Origin of the sequence: Pseudomonas caspiana (assembly GCF_002158995.1) — a bacterium.
GTDB classification, from domain to species: Bacteria; Pseudomonadota; Gammaproteobacteria; order Pseudomonadales; family Pseudomonadaceae; genus Aquipseudomonas; species Aquipseudomonas caspiana.
Window position 1 is genome coordinate 504,806 of record NZ_LOHF01000002.1, and the last position, 16,275, is coordinate 521,080.

14 protein-coding genes are annotated in these 16,275 nt (G+C 52.2%); 8 read left to right on the forward strand and 6 right to left on the reverse strand.

What is annotated here, in order from left to right:
- Positions 1-154: 154 nt before the first annotated feature.
- Together cra and AUC60_RS04720 are read left to right on the forward strand one after the other, a co-directional pair.
- Positions 155-1,150: a catabolite repressor/activator gene (cra, locus tag AUC60_RS04715; RefSeq protein ID WP_087264923.1), complete on the forward strand. Its 996-nt coding sequence runs from the start codon at positions 155-157 to the stop codon at positions 1,148-1,150.
- A complete protein-coding gene (locus AUC60_RS04720; protein ID WP_158099096.1) occupies positions 1,147-1,947 on the forward strand; it encodes a TatD family hydrolase in 801 nt (266 codons plus the stop codon). The genes cra and AUC60_RS04720 overlap by 4 nt, the downstream gene beginning before the upstream one ends.
- A gap of 107 nt (positions 1,948-2,054) precedes the next feature.
- Here the strand turns inward: AUC60_RS04720 and ampE are convergent, their stop codons facing one another.
- The 3 genes from ampE to AUC60_RS04735 form a co-directional block, all read right to left on the reverse strand.
- Complete coding sequence (ampE, locus tag AUC60_RS04725) at positions 2,055-2,891, reverse strand: regulatory signaling modulator protein AmpE (RefSeq protein ID WP_087264925.1); 837 nt, start codon at positions 2,889-2,891, stop codon at positions 2,055-2,057.
- Positions 2,892-2,907: 16 nt separating this feature from the next.
- Positions 2,908-3,456, reverse strand: coding sequence for a 1,6-anhydro-N-acetylmuramyl-L-alanine amidase AmpD (gene ampD, locus AUC60_RS04730; RefSeq protein WP_087264926.1), 549 nt, complete (start codon positions 3,454-3,456; stop codon positions 2,908-2,910).
- Between the two features lie 199 nt (positions 3,457-3,655).
- Positions 3,656-5,905: a DUF1631 domain-containing protein gene (locus tag AUC60_RS04735; RefSeq protein ID WP_087264927.1), complete on the reverse strand. Its 2,250-nt coding sequence runs from the start codon at positions 5,903-5,905 to the stop codon at positions 3,656-3,658.
- 361 nt (positions 5,906-6,266) lie between these two features.
- Between AUC60_RS04735 and nadC the strand changes: the two genes are divergently transcribed.
- Positions 6,267-7,115 (forward strand): carboxylating nicotinate-nucleotide diphosphorylase, encoded by an 849-nt coding sequence (nadC, locus tag AUC60_RS04740; protein ID WP_087264928.1) that lies wholly within the window; start codon positions 6,267-6,269, stop codon positions 7,113-7,115.
- 453 nt (positions 7,116-7,568) lie between these two features.
- Here the strand turns inward: nadC and AUC60_RS04745 are convergent, their stop codons facing one another.
- Positions 7,569-7,748 carry a hypothetical protein gene (locus tag AUC60_RS04745; RefSeq protein ID WP_087264929.1) on the reverse strand — a complete coding sequence of 60 codons (180 nt, stop codon included), beginning with the start codon at positions 7,746-7,748 and terminating at the stop codon, positions 7,569-7,571.
- Between the two features lie 10 nt (positions 7,749-7,758).
- Entirely contained in the window at positions 7,759-8,037 is a 279-nt protein-coding gene (locus AUC60_RS27565; RefSeq protein WP_144443225.1) for a hypothetical protein, read from the reverse strand.
- Positions 8,038-8,316: 279 nt separating this feature from the next.
- Here AUC60_RS27565 and AUC60_RS04750 point away from each other — a divergent pair, with 279 nt between their 5' ends.
- The 5 genes from AUC60_RS04750 to AUC60_RS04770 all read left to right on the forward strand — a co-directional run bounded on the left by AUC60_RS04750 (position 8,317) and on the right by AUC60_RS04770 (position 14,802).
- Positions 8,317-8,622: a type II toxin-antitoxin system RelB/DinJ family antitoxin gene (locus AUC60_RS04750; RefSeq protein ID WP_087264930.1), complete on the forward strand. Its 306-nt coding sequence runs from the start codon at positions 8,317-8,319 to the stop codon at positions 8,620-8,622.
- Complete coding sequence (locus AUC60_RS04755) at positions 8,573-8,890, forward strand: type II toxin-antitoxin system YafQ family toxin (protein WP_087264931.1); 318 nt, start codon at positions 8,573-8,575, stop codon at positions 8,888-8,890. Before AUC60_RS04750 ends, AUC60_RS04755 begins: the two co-directional genes overlap by 50 nt.
- A gap of 1,541 nt (positions 8,891-10,431) precedes the next feature.
- Positions 10,432-12,201: a hypothetical protein gene (locus tag AUC60_RS04760; protein ID WP_087264932.1), complete on the forward strand. Its 1,770-nt coding sequence runs from the start codon at positions 10,432-10,434 to the stop codon at positions 12,199-12,201.
- A gap of 187 nt (positions 12,202-12,388) precedes the next feature.
- A complete protein-coding gene (locus AUC60_RS04765; RefSeq protein WP_087264933.1) occupies positions 12,389-13,888 on the forward strand; it encodes a DUF3696 domain-containing protein in 1,500 nt (499 codons plus the stop codon).
- A 2-nt stretch (positions 13,889-13,890) separates the two neighbouring features.
- The gene (locus tag AUC60_RS04770; RefSeq protein ID WP_144443226.1) at positions 13,891-14,802 is read left to right on the forward strand and encodes a hypothetical protein; all 912 of its coding nucleotides are present in this window, start codon (positions 13,891-13,893) and stop codon (positions 14,800-14,802) included.
- A 332-nt stretch (positions 14,803-15,134) separates the two neighbouring features.
- Here AUC60_RS04770 and AUC60_RS04775 read toward each other — a convergent pair.
- Positions 15,135-16,275: Y-family DNA polymerase (locus AUC60_RS04775; protein WP_087264935.1), on the reverse strand; the 1,141-nt coding region annotated here is incomplete at its 5' end.

Consider the following 16,275-nt stretch of genomic DNA (forward strand, 5'->3'; position numbering starts at 1 on the left):
ATCTCCATCGGTTGAAGTGCACCCGGTCCAATGTTGACCGGCAAAGCGTAAATAAACCTGAGAACATTGAGGTGGACCATGGTCTGCTGTGCAGATCAGCCACTTTCGGTGAGAATCTTCTCTGATGAGGCATCCATAACAAAAGGAATCACGAGTGAAACTCAGTGATATTGCACGTCTGGCGGGAGTGTCCGTCACCACGGCCAGTTACGTGATCAACGGAAAGGCCGAACAGCAGCGCATCAGCAACGCCACTGTCGAGCGCGTTCAAGCTGTGGTTGAAGAACATGGCTTTCGCCCAAACCCTCAGGCCGCGGGCTTGCGCAGCCGTCATACGCGAACCCTTGGATTTATCCTGCCCGACCTGGAAAACCCCAGTTATGCGCGGATCGCCAAGTTGCTGGAACAAGGTGCACGCGCGCACGGCTATCAGCTGCTGATCGCCAGCTCCGACGATGATCCCATCAGTGAGCTGCAACTGTTACAGCTGTTCCGGGCCCGGCGCTGCGATGCGCTGTTTGTTGCCAGCTGCCTGCCAGCCAGCGACGACAGCTATCGCGAGCTGCAGGATAAAGGCTTGCCGGTTATCGCTATCGACCGGGAAATGGACCCCAAACACTTCTGCTCAGTCGTCAGTGACGACCATGACGCCAGCCTGCAACTAACCCGCAGCCTGCTACAAACCCACCCCAAGCACATCGCGCTGATTGGCGCCCGACCGGAGCTGAGCATCAGCCGGGCCCGGGCCAGCGGTTTCGAGGATGCGCTGGCTGGCTTTGAAGGCGCGGTGATCATCGAGCACGGCGAGGCGTTCAGCAGGCAGTGCGGCCAACAGTTGATGCAGGGCATTTTTGACCGTCTTGGATATTTTCCGGACGCGTTGGTCACCACCTCTTACGTGCTGTTGCAGGGCGTTTTCGATGTACTGCAACGTCGCGCGGTGAATCCGGACCAGTTCCACCTGGGCACCTTTGGTGACACGCAGTTGCTGGACTTCCTGCCGCTGCCGGTCAACGCCATGGCGCAACAACATCAATTGATCGCCAGCGCTGCGCTGGATCTTGCGTTAGCCGCGATTGAAAAAAACCAGTACGAGCCGGGCGTACACGCCATCGTACGGACCTTCAAACAGCGCATTCACGAGGATTGAAGGTGAGGCTCATCGACACCCACACTCATCTGGACTTCGATGATTTCGACGCCGATCGCGCAGCGGTTCTCGACCACTGCCGAACCCTGAGCGTCGAACGCATGGTGGTGTTGGGTGTGTATGAGCGCAATTGGCAGCGCGTCTGGGACCTGACGCTGGAGAACCCGTCACTGCACGCCGCGTTCGGTCTGCATCCGGTGTATATCGACGAGCATCAGCCGGAACACCTCGATCAACTGGCCGACTGGTTGACTCGCCTGCAAGGCCACCCGCAATTATGTGCGGTGGGAGAAATTGGTCTGGATTACTACGTTGAAAGCCTCGATCGTCAACGTCAGCAGGATGTGTTCGAGGCGCAGCTTCAACTCGCGGCGGATTTTGATTTGCCCGCGCTGCTGCATGTTCGCCGCAGCCATGCGGATGTGATCGCCACGCTCAAGCGTTTCAAACTCAGGCGCAGCGGCATCATCCATGCGTTTGCCGGCAGTCGAGAAGAAGCGCGGGAGTACATCAAGCTGGGTTTCAAACTCGGCCTTGGCGGTGCCGCGACCTGGCCACAAGCGCTGCGCATGCACCGGGTGATCGCTGAGCTGCCACTGGACAGCATCGTGCTGGAAACCGACTCGCCCGACATGGCCCCGGCCATGTATCCCGGCCAACGCAACAGCCCGGAGCATTTGCCGGATATTTGTAAGGCGCTGGCTGGGTTGATGAATGTTGCGCCTGAGCGGTTGGCTGAGGTGAGTACACGGAATGCGTGTGAGTTGTTTGGGTGGAACGAACAGCAAAGTCACTGAATTGGAAAGCGTCGCTGTAGGAGCTGCCGCAGGCTGCGAAGGCAAACCATCGGACACGCCCTATTCGCAGCCTGCGGCAGCTCCTACAGATCGATAGCGTTGAAAGCTCAAACCAGCAACGTCCACAACGCAAACCCGGCGTACCAAACAATCGCGGCGCGGATTAGCAATTCCCACAGCACATCCAAGCTGTTTACGCCTTCGGCCCCCACCACCGGCGCAGGTACCTCACCTGCCACGCAGCCTACTTTCGCAATGAGTTGCGCAGCGCTGATGTCCCAGTTGAGCAGTTCGTGCAGCATGACTCGACTGACCGCAACGAAGTTACCCACCAAGGCGAAGCTCGCCGCCAGCAGACGAACCGGAATCCAGTCGAAAGCGTGGCGCAATTGGGCGGCGTTTTCCGCCACTCCGGGCGTCTTGGCGTGCTCGGCAGCCAGTGCCAGCAAACGGTAAGCCAGTGCGGCGACCGGCCCCAGCAGGAAGTACCAGAAAATCACCGCAAAGAAACTTTGATAGGCCTGCCACAACAAATGGCCCTGCACGCCTTTGAGCAACTCTTCGCTGTTGTCCGCCAGTACACCCATGTCGCGTTCAGCAACGTGCACCGCTGCCTGCGCATCACCGCGACGGCACGCATCGCGGAACGGCCCGAGAGCGGCGATCAGATCGCCCCGGCCCAGGCTGTAGATCAAGACCAGCAAATGCACCGGCAGTGCCAGCCAGCCGTTGGCGACCGAGCCCAGCACCACCAGAATCAATGCCAACAGCAATACTGGCAGCAGGACGCTCAGCCCGAGAATCAGCCAGGGATGTGAAGCCATACGCGGACTGGCTTCAAGCCTGGCCAGTTCGGCTCGCCACATACCGTCACGCTGGACTCGCTCACGCAGGGCAGAAAACTTCTCGATCAACACTGCCAGCAGTAACACCAGAAAACTCATTTACCTGTCCCTCACTTCAAGCCTGCAAGGCCGCTTTGAAACGCAACCAGTCAAAAAATGGGCCCGGATCAGTCTTTCGCCCTGGCGCAATGTCGCTGTGGCCACAGATCCGTGCACTGCTGATCGCCGGATACGCAGACTGTAACTGGCGAGTCAGATCTATCAAGGCCGAGTATTGCGCGTCGGTGAACGGCTGCTCATCGGTGCCTTCAAGCTCGATACCAATGGAGAAGTCATTGCACGTTTCCCGCCCTTCAAAATTCGACACGCCTGCATGCCACGCCCGATCAAGACAGGAAACGAACTGAGTCACCTCCCCGTCCCGCTCAATCAGAAAATGCGCCGACACGCGTAGATCTGCAATCCCTTCAAAATACGGATGCTCGGTGACATCCAGTTGGTTCTGAAAAAAAGCCTGCACCTTGCCGGTTTTGAACTGGGCAGGCGGCAGGCTGATGTTGTGAATCACCAACAATGAGACTTCACCCGCAGGGCGTGCATTGAAGTTGGGCGATGGGCAGTGATGGATGCCGTGGCACCAGCCGCTTGCACAATCGAGCTGCATGAAGGTTCCTTGCGCGGATAAATCGAAAGAGGGCAAGTATGCCCGCTATGAACAAAATAGGGAGGGTGTAAATGGATGAGGATTGGGTAGGAATGGTCTGGCGCGGCGTTCATGTGCGGGAGCCAACTTGCTGGCGAGGCGATGTCAGACGTAAAGCCTCGCCAACAAGTTGGCTCCTACAGGTTTGTGCGGTGCAACCTTATGCGCCCTTGAGCTTGCGCAGATTACCCAGCACTGACTCCAGCGCGCGATCAAACAGCAGCGCGTCGTCGAGCATGCGGATGGTGCCGCGACGGAATTCCATTGCCAGCCCCATACGGGTCTTCTCCAGAACCTTCATGCCGGTGCGGTTGACGAAGACATAACGCCCGCTCGGCTCAACGATGGCAGCCAGCTTGCAACGCAGCTTGTGCTCTTCGTCTTCCTGAATTTCCACCCAGCCGCCCAAACGCAGTTTATCGACCTGCGCCAGACCTGCGTCGTCTTCCGGCAAGCGTGGTGCAGGTTCGTTGAACGGTTGATCGCCAGCCGCGATCAAGACGATTTCCTCGACCACCTGAATCATCGCCGGGCCGTGCGCATCCTCGGCTTCAGCGGAATCCGGCACGCCAGGGGCTGCTTCATCCTGCTGACGCGAGAAATGCTGAAACGCTTGCACATGCAACGCTTCCAGCTGGCTAAAGAATTCGCTGGTGGCGAACGGATCGAACGCGGCGCTGGTCAGGCCTTCACGCAACGCCTTGAGCAAGCCAGGCACCAGATCCAGCAGACGCTGCCTGGCTTCCGGCTCTTCATGCAGCTCGACGCTCCAGATCAGATCGTCCATCGCGGCCAGGCCGGCCTGCCACTCAACAGAGTCGTCACCATGCTTGAGGCAGGTCAGCAGCAACACCTTGCTCCAGGCCTCTTGCAGCAAACGCACGACCACCTCGGGCAGGATTTTGCCCAGCAGGCGTTGATTCAATTCCTGCTGCACCCGCTGACGGGCCAGCTCGGCACGCGCCCGACCTTCTTCGGCATCACGGGTGCGCTGCTCAAGCAACTCACTGCGACGACGCTCATCGCTGGTAAAGGCGAGGAAATCCACCAATAGCTCGGAGAAGATTGCCGGGTCGTCTACAAAGTCGTTCAGCAGGCGTTGCACAATCTGCTCGACGCGGACATAGAGCGAGTCGCGTTGATAGTCATCACGCCCGCCCCAACCCAGTGCCGCCGAGGCAATTTCGTTAAGCAGTCGCCGCGCCGGGTGGCTGCCACGACTGAAAAAGCTCTTGTCGATCACGGCGATTTTGAGCATCGGAATTTGCAACCGACCGATCAGCGCACGCAGCGACGATGGCAGGTTACGGTCATCCAGGATGAACTCGAAAAGCATCGCAATCAGATTGATTACATCTTCATCACCGACACCCACCACCCGGACTTTGCCGCTCTTCATGCTGACGCGAGTGAGCAGTTGTTCGAGCTGATTGCGCAGGTCGAAATCGTCGGGCAGATCCGAAGAAGGGACGTACTGCTGCATATGTGACAACAGACGCAGCAAGTCATGGCTAGAGATAGGCCGTGATTCGGCGTTTGGCTCGTGACGCGGCGCAAGGTTGCCGCGCACCTGCAGCAGTAACTCCTGCAAAGCAGAAAAAACGTCCTGGACGCCTTTGTCCAGCTTGTCTGCCGTCTGGGCCAGCGCCGGATCGGCAAATGGCTCGACGCTACGGCTTGGCCGGGCGCTGCGATCAGTAGAGCGACGCGCAGGCACGGCTTTCAGCTCAGGCAGCACGCCGGTGGCTATCAGCAGTTGGTTGGCTTCGCCGTACAAGTCATCAGCGTCGGCCAGAACATACTTTTCAAACAACTTGAGCAAGATCAGTTTGACCTTGATGCCCACGCCGAGACTGCGCCCGGCCTGCAAGAAATAATCACACAACATCGCCGGCCCCATCGGGTTGGCTTCGTTGCTCAAGGGCTGGGTAACCAACTGGTTCAGGCGTGTGGTCAATTGGGCCAGCGCAGTGCCGTCACGGCTAAGGACCTTGGTGACCATCGCATCGACGGCCACGGTCTTTTCCAGATCGTCGTTATGCACCAGCGAAAGCTTGTCGAACGACAACGGCGCGGCGATGACCGGCTCGGTAACCTGATATTGGCCAAGGCGTAAAAAGGCGTCGTAAAACTTGTCGAGAAACGCGCGCTCGATGCTTTTACGCTTGAGGCGCAGGTCGCGCATGGCTTCAAAGAAGGTGTTTTGCTCAGAATTGTTGTGCGCGCGATCCGCCATCTCGAACAGCGTGTCATCCGCATTATCGAACAGCTCCTGCAAAGCATCCTTGAGTTGCTGAGCAGCCTTGTCGCGAACCTGCAACAAAACGACGGGCAACCGCGCGAGGGACGAATTAGCCGCCTGGTCAGTATTTGCTTTAGTTAACGGCACAACATTCTCGTCGTTTTGCATCAAGCCACCTGCCAGAAGGCATCCTCGATCTCATCGCATGCCGGGCATCTTCCCTTACCTGCGAGGCGATCCCCCAATTCATTTCGCTACACGTCAAAAGCGTGACGTCAATTACAAGTCGCATCATCTTTCAAAATATATCCAATTTGCCAGCGCTGCCCGCTTCTTTACATTTCGCCGCTCGCTGGCGGTTTGACGCGTGCAGGGGTAGACCGCGAAAAATGCAATCCATCGCAACGGAATGTAAAAAACCGACCAACTGTCATTCGTTTGAGAACCGCAGAGGCCCGTTATAGATGGGGTGCCGTGAGTTCCGGGGGCAACCTGCCTTATACTCGGCCCACCTGAAATGGAGTCCGCTATGCCGAATCTACAACTCGCCACCCTCACCGCCGAAATCGAAGCCAACGTGCGCCGTGCGTTGCTGGAAGATGTCGGCAGTGGCGATATCACCGCTCAGTTGATCCCCGCCGAACGTCTCGCCAAAGCCACGGTTATCTCCAGAGATGCCGCAGTGATTGCCGGAACGGCTTGGGTGGATGCGGTATTCCGCCAACTGGATCCGCGAGTTGCGGTGCACTGGCAGGTGGTGGATGGCGATCGTGTGCAGCCGAACCAGGCGCTGTTCCACCTGGAAGGTCCAGCGCGTTCGTTGCTGACGGGTGAGCGCAGCGCGCTTAACTTCTTGCAGATGCTCTCAGGCGTCGCGACCAAAGCGCGGCATTACGCAGACATGGTCGCCAATACCCAGGTCAAGCTGCTGGACACCCGTAAAACCTTGCCGGGCCTGCGCTTCGCGCAAAAATACGCGGTGACTTGCGGCGGCTGCCATAACCACCGCATCGGGTTGTTCGATGCATTCCTGATCAAGGAAAACCATATCGCTGCCTGTGGTGGGATCGCTCAGGCCATTAACGCTGCGCACAAGATCGCCCCAGGCAAACCGGTGGAGATCGAAGTGGAAAGTCTCGCCGAGCTGCGCGAAGCGCTGGATGCCGGAGCCGACATCGTTATGCTCGACGAACTCAGCCTCGACGACATGCGCGAAGCCGTTCGCCTCAATGCAGGCAAGGCAAAGCTGGAAGCCAGCGGCGGGATCAACGACGACACGCTGCTGGTAATTGCCGAAACAGGTGTGGACTACATCTCGATTGGCGCGATGACCAAGGATGTGAAGGCGGTGGATTTGTCGATGCGGTTGAGCCTTTGAGGTAAACCGGGACTCCCACAACGACACAAAACCTGTAACCCCCGTCGCGGAGCAAACACGGCCTCTGTAGGAGTGAGCTTGCTCGCGATGGCGGTGAATTATTCAGTAAGGGACTGCCAGACAGGACGCCATCGCGAGCAAGCTCACTCCTACAGGGGCTTGGGTTGGCCCCGCGACCGCGGCGTGTCAGGAACCTATGCTTGAGTTCAGCCGGCTCAAGGGCATCACTCATGAGCTATACCGCACAAACGCAAAAGCCCGATCCATCTGGATCGGGCTTTTTGGGTCTGCGGTGCCGAAAACAGGAATCTAACTTGTTGAAATTACCCCCTTATATACTGGGATAAATCGAAGCAGCTTAGATTTATGTACTATTAAATGTACTTTTAAGTAATGCAATCTTCAATCAGTGCACCACGGTTCCACGACGACTTGGTAAAACGAGCTACGCCGTCAGGCTGGCCAAGGTGCGCACGACTCTCGACGCCAGCGCTCCGACAGCCAGCGACTGCCTGCGCCGCCCAGGCGAATCGCCAAGCTCCACGTCTCTCCATGCCGGCTGACCAGCACCTCTCGCACCGCAACGGCCTCGAGCATGGCGCGCAAGGTTTCTTGGTGGATCCCGGTCTTCATCCTTCGACCCCTAGGTGGGCAATGCCTTCAAAACGTCAGCGAGTTCGCGCCAGGGAAAGTCTTGTGCCTCGATCAAGGCTCGGCAGTCCGGATGGTGGGGAAAAGGACGGGCGCCGTCGCTCGCTTTCTGTGAGTGACCACAGCTCACGCAGCGCATGAAAGTCCCCACGACCTGCCAGCGTCTGGAATGCGCCAGCACCCGGCTATCCAGACGGTCCGTCGGAGGGATCAACAATTCACAGGCATCAAGCGCCCGCAGGACACCGAACGGTGTTTGTGTGTCGGGCATGTCTGATCACTTCGAATGAGGTAACGACCCGGTAAAACCCTGCACCGTACCCTTGGTGTACCACACTCCACCCGATTGGGGTCCACCAGATGACCAAAGGTCTCCCAGCGAGGGTATCGCCGTGGGAGTCTATTTAACGAATGTCCCGTTATTCGAACGGCCAACGACAATCTTACTTAGGCGCACTTTAAGGCGTCAGTTTAGGCAGCGGGTTGACATAGTTATTATCCGAGACTAATGTAGGCACAATGTAGCTACAAACCTGTGGAAGGTGATATTATGGCAACACTACTGAAAAATACCGACGTACGGTGCCGGATTGATGCGGATCTAAAAGAGCGAGCCACCGCAGTTCTAGACGCTTGCGGTCTTAGCATTAGCGATGCGATGCGCTTGTTCTTTCGTCAAGTCGTCGAAGTCGAAGGGCTTCCGTTTGACGTTCGTGTGCCTTCAGCCAGAACGGCTAAAGCTCTTGAAGAAGCTCGTGAAATCCGCCGTCAGTACAACTCTATGGATGAGATGTTGAGTGACCTGAATGGCGAAACCTCCGAAAAAAGTAAACACAAAGCGCGCAGCGCGGCCTAAGCGCTGCACGTATACAAGCACTTTTAATAAATCTTGGGACCGGTACAAGCGAGCTGGTGTGCGTGACATGACCGCTGCGTCAGACGTAATGGCCATGATATTTCAAGGTAAGACCCTGCCAGCGGAATATGAAGATCACGAGCTGACGGGAGACTGGGATGGGTCCAGAGAATGCCATATAGGTGGAGATTTCTTGCTTGTGTACCAGCTATCCGGAGACCTGGTTACCTTCGTTGATCTTGGCAGCCATTCAGAACTATTTGGTTGAATACAGAAACGAAAAACCCGCTTAGGCTGGTCTTTTCTGCCTGAAAAGCACACGTAACAAGCAGCATCTTGCCTCAATATCACCTAGGCTTTATCGATGTGCCACGTAAGAAGAAAGTCTCTAACTGATTGATATTGTTGTTTAAAGCATCTTCCTTGTAATCAGTCGCCCCCAGAGCTCGCAACGTGGCCCCCTAACCGTTATCCGCCCCGCGCGCAGAGAATGGCTCACCACCAGAAGCACCTGACGGTTTCAGTCCGGACGGGGGCTATAATCGAACTCACGGGATTACACAGGCTCAAGCGTAAGCCCTTGCTTGAACAGCCCGATTACGCGGCCTACTACCGCTGCATTTGCCCCATGATGGACTGGAACTACTTTTAGCTCAGGCGTTGGTTTACTTGCGCTGTACGAGAGCCAGATATTCTTCGTACCACTTCTGTACCACCATCTTTTCATCTGCGCCTACCTCACATACCAAATCTTTCCAAGGAGAGCCAGAGTCAGCAGCTTTCAAACTTACAGATTTTTCATTTAAAAACAGTCACATACAGATTATAGCGCTCCTAAACTACAGCGTTGAAGGTGCCCTGCGCACCGCGCGCGCCCTAGGCCAATTCTTTCGGAACGTCATTTCCATGGTGCTACAAGCCGCAAACAACCAAAAACCGTACTTCACGTTGATTAGCCAACTATCAGAGTTCTGATTTCCAGAGGACCCAAAAAAAGTCCCGCAGAGGTGGTTTTCTTGTTGGGGGTGATTAACTAATGTCCAGCTAGTCGCCCCGAGCCAGAGCTTCTTCCTCGTCCTTGGTTCGCACCACTCACAGGTTTCGCCGTAGTCAGGCTGGTACTCATCATTCTCGAAAATATGCTGGCCTCCCTCTCTTTTTGCGTCGCTGGCCACGCATTCGTCACACAGGTTCCCGGTCGGATGTCGGATATTGTTCGGCAGCGCTCTTGGAAGACAGGTAACCACTGATCTCGCCAGTCTTCATAGGTCAGCTGCTTGATGTTGATAGCCCCAGAGCAGTGGAATACGCCTGAATGAAAGGCAAAGCCGGTTGAACTGGGTGGTGGCTCTTTAATACGGCCCAAAAATGACTCAATTCACAGGCCGCCGAGATAAGCTCATTAAGCCCGTTGAGATGTACTACGTGTGCATTTACGTCAAGCTCGTAAGCACGGGCCGCGTCCTTCTCCAAAAAGCACATTCACCAATCAAAGTTACGACTGTTTTGAACACCGACTTTTTCAACCGAATTGCTCAGAAGCGGTGACTGGTGTTGCGATTCCGTTTCCTCAATATCGACCGTAGACATTTGCTAAACGACTTCGTATTCTCTGGGTCTACAGCCGCAGCATCCCCGTCAGCGCCAACGCGCGTTTCAATTAATAAGGTCGTTGTTTCAAAGGCTTACAGGTAACCCAGTGAAATATGCGACGTTAGGGCTGAATTCATCACCTTACAACTATTTCATATGTATATGCTTGGCTGCACTAAATAAATATCGCAATCTACTAAAAATGGAAAATTAGCCATGAATCAAGAATGGATACTCTTAACAAAAGAAACTCGCAGAGCATTCTCTAGCGCAACTTGGATTCCATTGAGAGCATCCATAAATAGCGAGCAAGGCAATGTAAAAGACGTAGGTTACCTCAGTGAATATTTTGGTTGTGGATCTGCAGCATTTCCACCAGAGCATCGAGAATTTATTGAAGGCCGCTTGGGTTGGAGTGATATCGGAATAGGTCATACTGTTGCGCCCTATGCATACCCAGATGGCTATTACGCACCCATTGATCAGTTCCAGTACCATGATAAAGAGCCGCTAGGTGTGAACTTGGTTTTCGAGCATCCACAACCTGTTGTTGGTGGTAGACAGTGGATATTGAATCCGGATCTGATTGTGGCGCTGCGGCTGATTAAAGAAGGTTCGAACTGGGTCAGACCTGAAGAAAATTTCCTCGTTGTTGCACGCGAGAGTTTTGACGAAAGCGGTGAACATCGTCTGATCGAGATAAAGAGAGAATTCTTACTCGACTATTTGGCCGCGAGAAACCTCTCCCTACGCCTTTCTTATTACCGGCAGAGAGTGGAAAATGTGGCTTCACTTGAGGAAAGCAATTATTCAGATCTAGAAGACCACAAGTCGGAAAGAGATGATGGGCGATTTGAGCTCCTCATTCGTAAAATTAACGACGTCTTCGGGGGGAGCTGGGCGATGTTTCGTGCCTGGCGAACAGACGTCGACGAGGATGAAGATGCTCCTGTGATGAGTGCAGAAGATGAAACCAATACCGACTATGAAAGCTCAAAAGGGCACCGTGGAGGTTATGAAGGTGTCAGGGTCGAAGGAGAGTTTTGGCGAGATGAATGGGTAGATCATCAATCTAGAAGCATGCGAGTTCGTGGAGATAGGGATACAAATCTGCCTCAATTTATTGTCGAGACTGACGGTACCCGCATAACATCGTCAGAACTTAATAACGAAGACATAGGCCGCTGGTTATGGTTCCGTACAAGTGTAGTTACTGAGCTTCTTTACAATCGCGGATTCAAGCTTGTGTGGTACACCGCAGAAACAGGTGGAATTCACTCTACCTCAGGCTATAACACTCATTTTGGGGTTAACTCTGCCGACCTACTTACTGTATATGCTTATGATATCGCCCGCCTTGCTTCCTGGGAACAGCACATTTGGGCCGCGCATAATGTTGCCCCGGAAGGAAAAGTGTCCGGTGAACTGCTAGCTTCGCAGGTCAAAACCCAGCCAGCACCTACACAAGCCGTTGAGGACCTACTTTTCCAAAGCATGCGGCTACTAGAGGAGGAGTTTCGGAAGGAACACCATTTTTCGCTATTCACTCACGACATAGATGACTTGGAAACCAAGCAGCAAATCTCTCGATTTGCAAGTAAAGATCAAGCATCCCTACTGAGACTGGCAAAAGATCTTATACGAGTATTTTCGGACCGGCTAAACATCCGTGAACTACGTAAAATTTCAACGCATGTAGAAAAGGATAGACTTGGCTCAAACAAACTTTTGCAAGATATATTATCCAATAAAATTGGAGCCGATAAAGCTCGTCAAGTATTTGCTGAAATTGCTGGCACCTACGATATGCGTGTCGGCGATGCGCATCCGACAGGATCCAAGGTTACAAATGCGATCAAGCTCGCCGGAGTTGACCAGAGTCACTCATTCCTAAGGCAAGGAGAGCAACTGATTCATAACTTTGGAAGATGCATCTGGTATATAGGTAAGTATCTCTCTGAGAAAGCTGGGCGACGTGAGGACTAAAATACCAGCAAGGTAACCTAATTACGAAGTCGCCCACTTCTGACAGAATTTTGACCGTCCGCGAGATTCAACTAGCGACGGCAAGAGTAACTTCATGAGAGATCATAAACCAAGCCCAGTAGACAAGACTTAAATAAATATATAAATTATAGTATTTTGACATCGTACCCACAAAAGGAATTGCAGAGTGAGCTTACTAAAAATAGAACTCGAAAACTTTAAAAAGTTTTCCAAACTGACACTCGACTTAGGACAACCAATCACATTAATTTATGGCGAGAATAGCTCTGGAAAAACCTCAGCTATACGAGCTCTCTTAGCGCTGATGCAAACTTTCTCTTCACAGAACAAATATCATATGTGGAGCGCTCATGGTGAATACGTAGATTTAGGATTTTACAAGGACTACATCAAAGATCACAATATAAGAAACCGTCTAGGCATATCCATAACCAGTATCAACAATCACACTTTAAGTACAGGCAGAAAAACTAAAACCCCATGCATCGGCACAATGAAACTTTGTTACGACTTTGATAGCGAGACCAATCAAGCCAGGCTGTACTCGCTGACCGAACATGTTTACCACCCTAAGCTAAAAGAGTCGATCGGCGAAATTAACCCCGGATACAAAGTTCCTGCATTTTCAACCGAAGTTGAAGCAATAACAATCATCAGACTCAAAACACGGAGTTGGTACAATTTTTCGCTTCACCCACTATGTTATTTAGGGGTATATCAGCAATGGGATAAGCTCCACCCTAACCTTCTTCAAATTATAAGTAAAAAAAGCAAGAGCGTTCACCTCCATCAAAAATTCACTTTAGAAGCTACAAAAAAACAAACTTACGACGAAGCGGATAATTTAGGTAGATACATATTCAACCAGTCGATCGACCAGATTGAAAACACCCTTTCGTCAGTTCATTATCTTGGCCCTTTGAGGATGACACCGTTTCGTAGTTACAAGATATCAAACCAAGCTTCCAATGTCGGCATCAACGGAGAGAATACGCCATTCGCACTGTCCCGACTTCAGACTCTGCACACTAAAGATAAAACTAGCAAAAGACAAAACCAGCAAAAGTTTAATAACTTTACAAAATGGTTCGAGATGATATTTCCCGGTCAAAGTGTGGCAACCGAGCAAAGTGAGGACGTTGTCCGATTGAAGGTCGGAAATTCGGAACGAATAGACTCTATAGCAGACGTCGGGTTTGGATTTTCACAAGTGTTGCCAATACTGGTACAAGCAGCCGCAATGGATGCGGGAGAGACGCTTATCATCGAGCAACCTGAACTCCACCTCCACCCCAAGGCTCAAGTGGCATTTGCAAAGTTCCTCACTGCTGCTGCAAAAACTGGCGTGAAATTTATCATAGAGACGCACAGTGAGCACATCTTAAAAGGATTGCAACTTCACATATCCAATACAACCGTTAAAAAATCCGATCCAAAAATATTAGATAGCCTATCTCTGGCAAGTGAAGACCTGAAGATATATTACTTTAACAAAGATGATTCATTCGAGGTAATGAACCTCAATCAGTGGGGTGAGATAGATGGTGGTTGGCCAAGAGGATTTTTCGACGAAAGCTACAATATATCAAGTCAACTTGTAAGAAACAAAGTAATGAACTTTTCAGAAAACGCATCCCTCCCTAAGAAACCGGAGGACGTAAAATGAGGATGGCTATTGATGCTGAAAGCATAGTTGCTGCTTTCTCCGGATGTAACAGCGATCTTGAGGATGCGCTGAGACCATCAATCATCGCGATTACTGCTGGAATCATTGATGATTATGATTCTAAAATCTCTCGTGATGGTACTGGAATGGCACGCGACTGGCTTAAGCGGGTATATGACAGCCCCAGCCGATGGCGTATGGTGAATCATCAAGAACTTGAGTACTACGGAATAAACCCGGAGAATGGACTACATGAAGAATATGTTGGTGCCGCTTACGTTCACGGACACACCCTATTTAAGTTTGAAGAATTCGAAGAACTATTAAGACTAGCGAAAAAATATGGCCTTAAGTTGTGTACGCCATCATCCGAAATCGACTTTTCCTCTTTGAGTGGACATAGCATCATTGAATCATACCTACTGAATTCCACCACTAATTACAAGCACAACATAGTGCGAAAATACTTTAACCAAGAAAAACAAATCATAGTTTACGATCGCTTCTTTAAAGACTCAAGCTTGACTTTTCTTGAGAATGTAATATGCGATGCACATGACGATGTTTCAATAACCATTATTAGTGAATTTGAAAAACACTCTTTGCTAACCAAGCTTGAAACAGCAGATAGACTAAAAAGGATTAAACCTAAAGCATCCATTAATTGCTATTACCCCGACTTTAAAGAGCTTTCTGACAAGCATGATCGGCACATCCATCTTGGTAATAGACTTCAGTTGACTTTCTCAAGCGGGCTAGACTGTTTTGGAATGTCTCCAAACTGGAATAATAGTGAGTGTGATATTCAAGTTTATTATCTCGGCCCTGGATGCTCCACCCGCGTCTATGCAGTATCTGACAACTTGGTATCGTCGAAAAAACGTTATCAAATACAGGCCTTTTCAAAAATCTGACTTAGTCACTGCCATCGATATTTTTGAAAGTAAATCAGAAAGTTGTCATACTCCGCCCTTCCGGGCGGGGTATTAATCATGGCGACGCCGATCAGTCCTCATTTATGCCTCCGCGGGGGATTGGCGGAGTATCTCCCAAACTACCATATGGCTGCCACCATAACAAAAGACTAGTAGCGTTTTTATTCTCTTATATTCAATTCCTTATCTATTTATGATGCAATTTTTCTAAGCAACCAAACAGAAGATTTATTTAGCGCCCGCTACATAACGGTTTTCATCTTAAATGCTATCGAATAGTTCAATTCTCTGCACCCCAATCCAAACGACATCTAGTTGCATTTCACCGTCCAGAGCTGATCTAGCCTAGTTGTGAAACTCTGACTCATCATCTCCTGCCGCATTCCCCAATCAGGATCAGAGGGCACGCTCGCTGTGCGAAGCGTCCCTCGCCCCCACCGCTGATTGATTTCGTCCAATACCCCCATCACCTTTTCCGCCGCCTGCGGCTGGCACGGCGCGAAAAGGTCATCAGTAAATTCGCCAGGCTGTCGCAGATCCATCAGAAGAATTTCGGCCTTGCTGTAGTTGAATCCCGGCCGGAACAGCCGGTCGACTGCCTCGGTCGCGGCCTTAGTCATAAGGCGCACATCGTGAGTGGGGTAAGGCAGCTCAACAAGCGCGCTATTGGCATACTTCGCCTCGTTGGGGTTGAACATGCCGGTGCGGATGCTGACCCTGATCTTCTTGCACAGGGAGTTTTGTGCCCGGAGCTTTTCCGCCGCCCGCTGGACATAGGTGGCCACCGCCTCTTTTATAGGTTCGATAGTGGCCAGACGCTTGCCAAACATCCGGCTGGAGCAAATTTCCTGCTTTGGCGGCTCTTCCTCGCCCAGCTCAAGGCAACTGATCCCAGAGAGCTCGCGGACGGTCTTCTCGATCACGACACTGAATTTCTTTCCGAGCATTGTAGGATCGGCCTTGGCCAAATCCATTGCCGTCAGGATGTTCATTGCTTCAAGGTGGGCGTTCATTTTACGGCCGACGCCCCACACTTCTGATACGGCAGTGTTGCGAAGCACCCAGTCACGTTTGAATGGGTCGCAGATGTCCACTACCCCTCCCGTATTGGCCTGCAATCGTTTGGCTGTGTGGTTGGCCAGCTTGGCCAGAGTCTTGGTCGGGCCAATACCTACGCCGACCGGAATGCCGGTTGATTGATGCACCGCGGCGCGGATCGTTCGACCAAACGCCGTCAGGTCGCCGGGCATACCAGTGAGATCAGCAAATGCTTCGTCAATGCTGTAGACCTCGACGGCAGGCACCATCGATTCAATAACCGTCATGACCCTTTCACTCATGTCGCCATAAAGCGCGTAGTTGCTACTGAATGCCTGGACGCCGTGCTGGCGTAGTAAATCTTTTATTTGAAAATAAGGAGCGCCCATCTTCACGAACGGCTTGGCGTCATAG

Coding starts and splice junctions, on each gene's coding strand:
- AUC60_RS04745 (WP_087264929.1), bottom strand. CDS start 7,748: ATGAAGACCGGGATCCACCAAGAAACCTTGCGCGCCATGCTCGAGGCC.
- AUC60_RS04770 (WP_144443226.1), top strand. CDS start 13,891: ATGGCTATTGATGCTGAAAGCATAGTTGCTGCTTTCTCCGGATGTAAC.
- nadC (WP_087264928.1), top strand. CDS start 6,267: ATGCCGAATCTACAACTCGCCACCCTCACCGCCGAAATCGAAGCCAAC.
- AUC60_RS27565 (WP_144443225.1), bottom strand. CDS start 8,037: ATGCCCGACACACAAACACCGTTCGGTGTCCTGCGGGCGCTTGATGCC.
- AUC60_RS04755 (WP_087264931.1), top strand. CDS start 8,573: ATGGCGAAACCTCCGAAAAAAGTAAACACAAAGCGCGCAGCGCGGCCT.
- ampD (WP_087264926.1), bottom strand. CDS start 3,456: ATGCAGCTCGATTGTGCAAGCGGCTGGTGCCACGGCATCCATCACTGC.
- AUC60_RS04750 (WP_087264930.1), top strand. CDS start 8,317: ATGGCAACACTACTGAAAAATACCGACGTACGGTGCCGGATTGATGCG.
- AUC60_RS04735 (WP_087264927.1), bottom strand. CDS start 5,905: ATGCAAAACGACGAGAATGTTGTGCCGTTAACTAAAGCAAATACTGAC.
- AUC60_RS04760 (WP_087264932.1), top strand. CDS start 10,432: ATGAATCAAGAATGGATACTCTTAACAAAAGAAACTCGCAGAGCATTC.
- ampE (WP_087264925.1), bottom strand. CDS start 2,891: ATGAGTTTTCTGGTGTTACTGCTGGCAGTGTTGATCGAGAAGTTTTCT.